Origin of the sequence: Prevotella sp. TCVGH (assembly GCF_023522295.1) — a bacterium.
GTDB classification, from domain to species: Bacteria; Bacteroidota; Bacteroidia; order Bacteroidales; family Bacteroidaceae; genus Prevotella; species Prevotella timonensis.
This window is the reverse complement of sequence record NZ_QFFX01000093.1, coordinates 1-7374: the sequence shown is the minus strand read 5'-3', so window position 1 is coordinate 7374 and position 7374 is coordinate 1. Positions and strand designations below refer to the sequence as shown.

Genomic DNA, 7374 nt, shown 5'->3' with positions numbered 1-7374 from the left:
ATGCAAAGATAACAAATACTTATGAAATTATGTGCATGAAGAGAGGAGGGATGCAACTGGGTTTTACGACTGACCCGAAAACTGGTTGGTGGTGAAAAACAATCTTTTTTCTTTTGTTTCAATAATAATTACTCTTTCAATGAAAAAGTTACGTCGTTTGCAACTTGTTATTCTTGGCGAAGACATCACGTACTTTTGTCCTATAAATTTACCAAAAATCGACCATCTAAAATCTTCAAAATAGAAAAAATCAATAGGTAAACGTACTACAAAAATGGGCTGATTTTGCCAAAATAAATGTCTTTTTCAGTTGGAATATTGAGTTAACGCCCTTGGAAGCACTCTTTAAGGGTGTTATTCACATGACATAGCGGCATTAAAGCATGCAAATAATGGTGCTATCTCAATGCTTCAGCCGACAAAAAGTGGTAATAATTGGAAAGAAAAGAGGCGACATAAGCGTAATACATTAAATAACAATAACTTACAAACATTGCTCATAACTCGCATATTTGCGACCAACTTTGCCGTTGGTTGTTTTTACGCGAGTTTTGAGAGGCACTTTGTAAATAAAATTCAGCATTAATTATTCTTCCATGCAGCATACCAATAGGTTTACAAATGTTGTTTTATTGGTGTTTTTTCGTTCTAAAAATACGATTCTAAAATGAAAGTGCTGCGCTGAAAAACTTATTGCTTACTAAAAATGACTCAATTATTTTGCCTACCAACCGTTTTTTGATAACTTTGTAAATTCAATAGAAACATTCCCCTATGGCACAGAAAGATAAAGGTCTTACACCAATGATGAAACAGTTTTTCAGCATGAAGCGGCAGCATCCCGATGCGCTGTTGCTCTTTCGGTGTGGTGACTTTTACGAAACGTATGGCGATGATGCCATTGAGGGTTCGCGCATCTTGGGCATCACGCTCACGAAGAGAAACAATGGGGGCAATAGTGGTGAAACGGCTATGGCGGGTTTTCCGCACCACGCTCTTGATACATATTTGCCTAAACTGATAAGGGCTGGCAAGCGCGTGGCTATTTGCGACCAATTAGAAGACCCTAAGAAAAAGCGAGAGGAACTGAAAGGTAAGAAGGGACTTTCCGCCACTGATAAGATGGTGAAACGTGGTATTACCGAGTTGGTGACACCGGGTGTGGCGATGGGGGATAACGTGTTGAATTACAAGGAAAACAACTTCTTGGCGGCAGTGCATTTTGGCAAGGCGGCTTGTGGCGTGAGTTTTTTGGACATTTCGACGGGCGAATTTCTCACGGGTGAGGGTACTTATGACTATGTGGAGAAATTATTGGGCAGCTTTGCGCCCAAGGAGGTGTTGTACGACCGCAACGACAAGCGCAATTTTGATACCCATTTTGGCACCAAATACTGTGTCTTTGAATTGGAAGACTGGGTGTTTACCGAGCAGAGCGCACGCCAACGACTGCTGAAACACTTTGGCACCAAGTCGCTGAAAGGCTTTGGTGTAGAGCACATGAAAAGCGGTATTGTGGCTTCGGGCGCCATTTTGCAGTATTTGGAGATTACTCAACATACCAATATCGGGCACATCACGTCGCTTGCTCGCATCGAAGAAGAACGCTATGTGCGGTTGGACAAGTTTACCATTCATTCGCTCGAGCTGATTGACACCATGCAAGAGGGGGGACGGTCGTTGCTGAACATCATCGACAAGACCATTACGCCCATGGGAGGACGTATGCTTCGCCGCTGGATGGTGTTTCCATTGAAAGATGTAACGCCCATTCAACAACGCTTGGATGTGGTGGATTATTTCTTCAAAGCCCCCGATTTCCGACAGTTGGTGGGTGAACAATTTCAACGCATAGGCGACCTTGAGCGCATTATCTCAAAGGTGGCTGTGGGCAGAGTGTCGCCCCGAGAGGTGGTACAGTTGAAGAATGCGCTGCAAGCCCTGCAACCCGTGAAGGCTGCCTGCATGAAAGCATCGAACGAGAGCTTGCGGAGAATTGGCGAACAGTTGCAGCTTTGCGAGACCATTCGCGACCGCATTGAACACGAGATACAACCCGATCCGCCCCTGTTGGTGAACAAGGGAGGGGTGATAGCCGATGGTTATGATACCGAACTCGACGAGCTGCGGCAAATATCGCGCAACGGTAAGGATTATCTGATACAGATACAAGAGCGCGAGGTAGAGCGGACGGGCATCGCATCTCTGAAGGTGGGATACAACAACGTGTTTGGGTATTACCTCGAGGTGCGCAACATGTATAAGGACAAAGTGCCAGAGAACTGGGTTCGCAAACAAACATTGGCACAGGCAGAACGCTACATTACCGAGGAACTGAAGGCTTATGAGGAGAAAATATTGGGGGCTGACGAGCGCATCATGATGTTAGAAGACAAGCTGTTTCGTGAACTCATTGTCGATATGCAGCCGTACATTCCGCAGATACAGCTTGATGCCAACCTGATAGCCCATTTAGATTGTCTGCTTGGCTTTGCGCAGGTGGCGGAGGAAAACCAGTATGTGCGGCCGCAAATAGACGCCACCGATGTTCTTGACATCAAGCAAGGTCGCCACCCAGTCATCGAGATGCAGCTGCCCTTAGGCGAGACTTACGTGCCTAATGACATCTACTTGGATACGGAGAAACAGCAGGTCATGATGATTACAGGACCCAATATGGCTGGAAAGTCGGCGCTGTTGCGCCAAACGGCGTTGATAGTACTATTGGCGCAGATAGGGTGTTTCGTGCCTGCAGAGAGCGCTAAAATAGGCTTGGTGGATAAAATTTTCACACGTGTGGGGGCTTCTGACAATATTTCCTTGGGTGAATCGACCTTTATGGTGGAGATGACAGAGGCGGCAAATATCCTGAACAACGTCACCAACAGGTCGCTGGTGCTCTTTGATGAGTTGGGTAGAGGAACGTCAACCTATGATGGTATCTCCATTGCGTGGGCAATTGTGGAGTACTTACACGAGCAACCGAGGGCACGGGCGCGCACACTTTTTGCCACACACTACCATGAATTGAACGAAATGGAGAAGCATTTCCCGAGGATTCACAATTATAACGTGAGTGTGAAAGAGGCAGATGGTAAGGTGATTTTTATGCGTAAGTTGGAACGTGGCGGCTCAGAACACAGCTTTGGTATTCATGTGGCTGAGATTGCGGGCATGCCACGAAGCATCGTCAAACGCTCTAATGAAATTTTAAAACAATTAGAGTCGGACAACAGTCAGGTGGGTTCGGTGGGCAAGCCCAACCTGAAACATTTGGAAGAGAACAGGGAAGGCATGCAGTTGAGTTTCTTTCAACTGGACGACCCCGTGCTTTGTCAGGTACGCGATGAGATACTCGGGCTTGACATCAACAACCTTACGCCCATGGAGGCATTGAACAAACTCAACGAAATCAAGAAAATCATTGGGGCAGAATAGTGCTTTAATAGGGCTCTTGTTCCCTTTCTTGAAGGGTGTCTTCCTTGGTTATTGCTTGGTTTTCCATTCTTTTGTGGACAAATTTTTATATATCTGAAATGAAAAAGACCAGCCTTTGTTTGATATTGCTGTTTCTTGGCATGGAAATGATGCCTATAAAGGGAGCAGCAACAGACAGGAACAATTATGCCATAAACAGTGACACCTCGGCTGTTCGTCAGGTGCTTGCTGTCGATACCTTTAGCCACATGAACAATACGTGTGGCTTTCTCTCCTACAATATCCAAGAATTATCGCTGCGACAAGGATCAACAATAGGTGAAACGCTGGGAAGAATTCCTGGCATACAACATCTGTCGTTTGGACCAAACGTAGGACTTCCCGTTATTAGAAGCTTGAGTGGGCATCGTGTTAGCATACTTGCAGATGGGCTGAGTATGAGCAATCTTTCGGGCATCAGTCCTACTTTTGGATTGGATATCGACCAAGACAAATGGACAGATGTGGAGATTTCTAAGCATTCTGCCAGTGTGTTGTATGGCGGAGGAGCCATTGGAGGTGCGGTGAATATGCATTCTCAATTAGTCCCTATGCACGTTCCTACAGGTTATGTGACGGGTACTGCCGTTTTAGATTTCGGTTCGAATAGTGGATCTCGCCTCTCTTTTAGCCTGAATGGTCGTATTGGGCAGCATTATTTATGGCATATAGGTGCATTGTATCATCACGTAAAAGAAGTAAGTATCCCTGGAAGCACCAAAGCAACATTGGCTAACGATACTTCACTGATGGAGTCGAATCCTGCGTTACAGCGAATGATGCAACGAAGTGTTGTTACGGGGCGACGACTTAATTATTCTTTGTTTCCTTATATCAGTGAGTCAGGGCGATGGAACATAGATCCAGCAAAGCAAAATTATGATGATCTGTTCACTTTCCAATCAGAAGAAATTCTTTCGGGTAAAACCATTCAAAATACACCGAATCCTCTTTATGTACCTGGACAGGACCCACAACACGACCGTTATGTACAGATACCACATCAATTTGTGGATTACGGTACGGTTGAGTATCAAAAAATACCGAACAGTTACCGACGGGGAAACGCTGTAGAGGCAGGCATGAGTTATGTATCTCAACATGTGAAGGTTGGCGCAGGTTATCAATATCATCACTCCAACTATGGTACACCGCTATTTGCGAGAACTTTGACCGAAGGCGCTATCACCTCTTTACACGCTCAAGACCCCAATGCAGGTCGCCCAGAAGACTACGTTGAAGTGAATGCCCGTAACGATCAGCATATTGGAAGAATAGAAACAGAACTGATAAACGTGATACCCTACTTTCCAACGGTGAAACTTCAAGGCTTGGTGCAGTATGCCAATGACCAAGAATTTTTAGGTAGTGAGATAGGAAATCAGTTCAAGACGCTCAGACAGAACACGCGATTTGAGTTGCATCAGCAACGACTGAAGTTTTGGACAGGAACCACTGGTGCTGACTTTACTTACCAGCGAATGGAGGGAGAGGGTAGTGCCCGTTATCTTCCGAACCATCAGTCTTTGGGTTGGGGACTTTTCAGTATGCAATATTTCGATTATCAATTCATCCATGCCGCATTGGGTTATCGTCACGAACAGGTATATCGTAAGCTGATAGACGATGCAGTGTTTTCCACACAAGAGGGCTGGCAAGACCAGCGGGCGCATGATAAGTGTTTTGCACTCCATCAATTTAGTGCTACGTTGCGTGGCGACTTGTGGAAGGTAGGCTATCTCTCAGCGCATTATAATTATTCAGAGCGTGCGCCCGAAATCAATGAGCTGTATGCCCAGGGTACTCACTTTGCTTTGTTGGCTCATGAGCAGGGCGATGAAACTTTGCAGAAAGAGTCGGCTCATCAAATGGAATTTGAAGCTGGTGTTTTATGGAAAGGTTTGCATTTCTCATTTACATTCTACGATGCTTATTATAAAAATTATCTCTATCTGTCCTCTTTAGGATTTACACCAAATGGACTGACTCACAGAAAATGGCGTGCAGCCAATACCAATATCTTAGGGTTTGAAACAGCTTTAGGATACGATATGGATTTAAGAAGCTGGGGACAGTGGAACATAAATGTGTTCTATGATTGGGTTAAGAATAAAGAATGGTGTGTAGATGAGGAACATTTGGCGACCAGTGATGTGTATATGCCCCATCAACCAATTAGTAGAGTAGGGTGTAATTTTACGGGAAAATGGCGACAATTTACTGCCCTTCTAGACGTTGATCATTACTTTCCAAAAACGTTTTTATCTCAACAAATACTACCTGAATACGCTCTACCTCGGTATACGATGATGAATGCTCGTTTAGGATACACATTAGAAATTGCCAAAGTAGGCGTAGAGTTTTACCTTTATGGTAAGAATTTATTGAACGAAGACTGTCGTCCGCACTATTCCCTTGTGAGTTTTTTGGCACCATTACCAGGCATCAATATTGGCGGAGGGATGAAGTTTAATTTTTAATGATTTGTTACAGCTTATCTATTTTCATTTATCAAACCATACAACAATGAAAAATCTTATTTCTTTTCTTTTAACTTTATGTTTCGCCACAGCAGCCTTTTCGCAGACAAAGATCGCTACTGGTCAGCCTCAGAGTAATCAACCAACGGCAGAGAATATGGCTTCGCGCCAAGCGTTTCAAGACGCTAAGTTTGGTATTTTCCTGCACTGGGGCTTGTATAGCATGTTGGCAACAGGCGAGTGGACCATGACCAACAAGAATTTGAACTACAAAGAGTATGCTAAACTGGCAGGAGGCTTTTATCCTTCTCGGTTCAATGCAGCTGCTTGGGTATCGGCCATCAAGGCGTCGGGAGCGAAGTATATCTGCTTTACTACCCGTCATCATGAGGGATTCTCTATGTTCAAGACTCGGTATTCTGACTATAATATCGTGGATGCAACCCCTTTCAAGCGCGACATCTTGAAGGAGTTGGCAGACGAATGTCACAAACAAGGCATCCGACTGCATCTGTATTATTCGCATATTGACTGGTACAGAGAGGATGCAGTGTGGGGAAGAACAGGACGAGGAACAGGGCGTCCCAACCCTCAAGGCAATTGGCAGCATTATTATGCGTTTATGAACAACCAACTTACTGAACTATTAACCAACTATGGAAAGATAGGTGCGATATGGTTTGACGGTTGGTGGGATCAGCAACCCGATTTCGATTGGCAACTGGAAGGGCAATATCAGCTCATTCATCGCTTACAACCTGCGTGCTTGGTGGGTAACAATCATCACACCACTCCTTTCCAAGGGGAGGATATTCAGATATTCGAACGGGATTTACCTGGTGAGAACAATGCTGGTTTGTCGGGACAAGACATCAGTAGGTTGCCGTTGGAAACATGCGAGACCATGAATGGTATGTGGGGATATAAGATTACCGACCAGGACTATAAATCGGATACTACCTTGATACGCTACATTGTCAAGGCGGCTGGCATGAACGCCAACCTGTTGATGAACATTGGACCACAGCCCGATGGTGAACTCCCAGCCGTGGCTTTGGAACGTTTGCAGAAGGTGGGACAGTGGATGAAAGTGTATGGAGAAACGATTTATGGCACTCGAGGGGGCATGGTGAAGCCTCACGATTGGGGCGTTACTACGCAGAAAGGCAATCGTCTTTTTGTGCATATTCTAAATCTGCACGACCGTAGTTTGCTTCTGCCTATCGGTAAACAGCGCATTAAGAAAGCCTTTGTCTATGACACCAAGCAGCCAGTAAAGGTGGAAAGATGCCAGACAGGAGTGGTGCTTACCTTGCCAACAGCATTGTCGAAGAATTGCATTGATAAGTTACTATGTTTGCAAAGGCTAACACACGGAGACAAGTCGGATGCCGCTCTTCGGAGGCTTCGCGCCTCC

The 7374-nt window shown here is 45.1% G+C and carries 3 protein-coding genes; all 3 read left to right on the top strand.

Translation table 11 applies throughout. The features are described 5' to 3' along the window. The first annotated feature begins 774 nt into the window (after nt 1-774). Nucleotides 775-3438, top strand: coding sequence for a DNA mismatch repair protein MutS (mutS, locus tag DEM91_RS11655; RefSeq protein ID WP_249859032.1), 2664 nt, complete (start codon nt 775-777; stop codon nt 3436-3438). A 98-nt stretch (nt 3439-3536) separates the two neighbouring features. Beyond that, nucleotides 3537-5957: a TonB-dependent receptor gene (locus DEM91_RS11650; RefSeq protein ID WP_249859031.1), complete on the top strand. Its 2421-nt coding sequence runs from the start codon at nt 3537-3539 to the stop codon at nt 5955-5957. Nucleotides 5958-6003: 46 nt separating this feature from the next. Next, nucleotides 6004-7374: alpha-L-fucosidase (locus DEM91_RS11645; protein ID WP_275975275.1), on the top strand; the 1371-nt coding region annotated here is incomplete at its 3' end.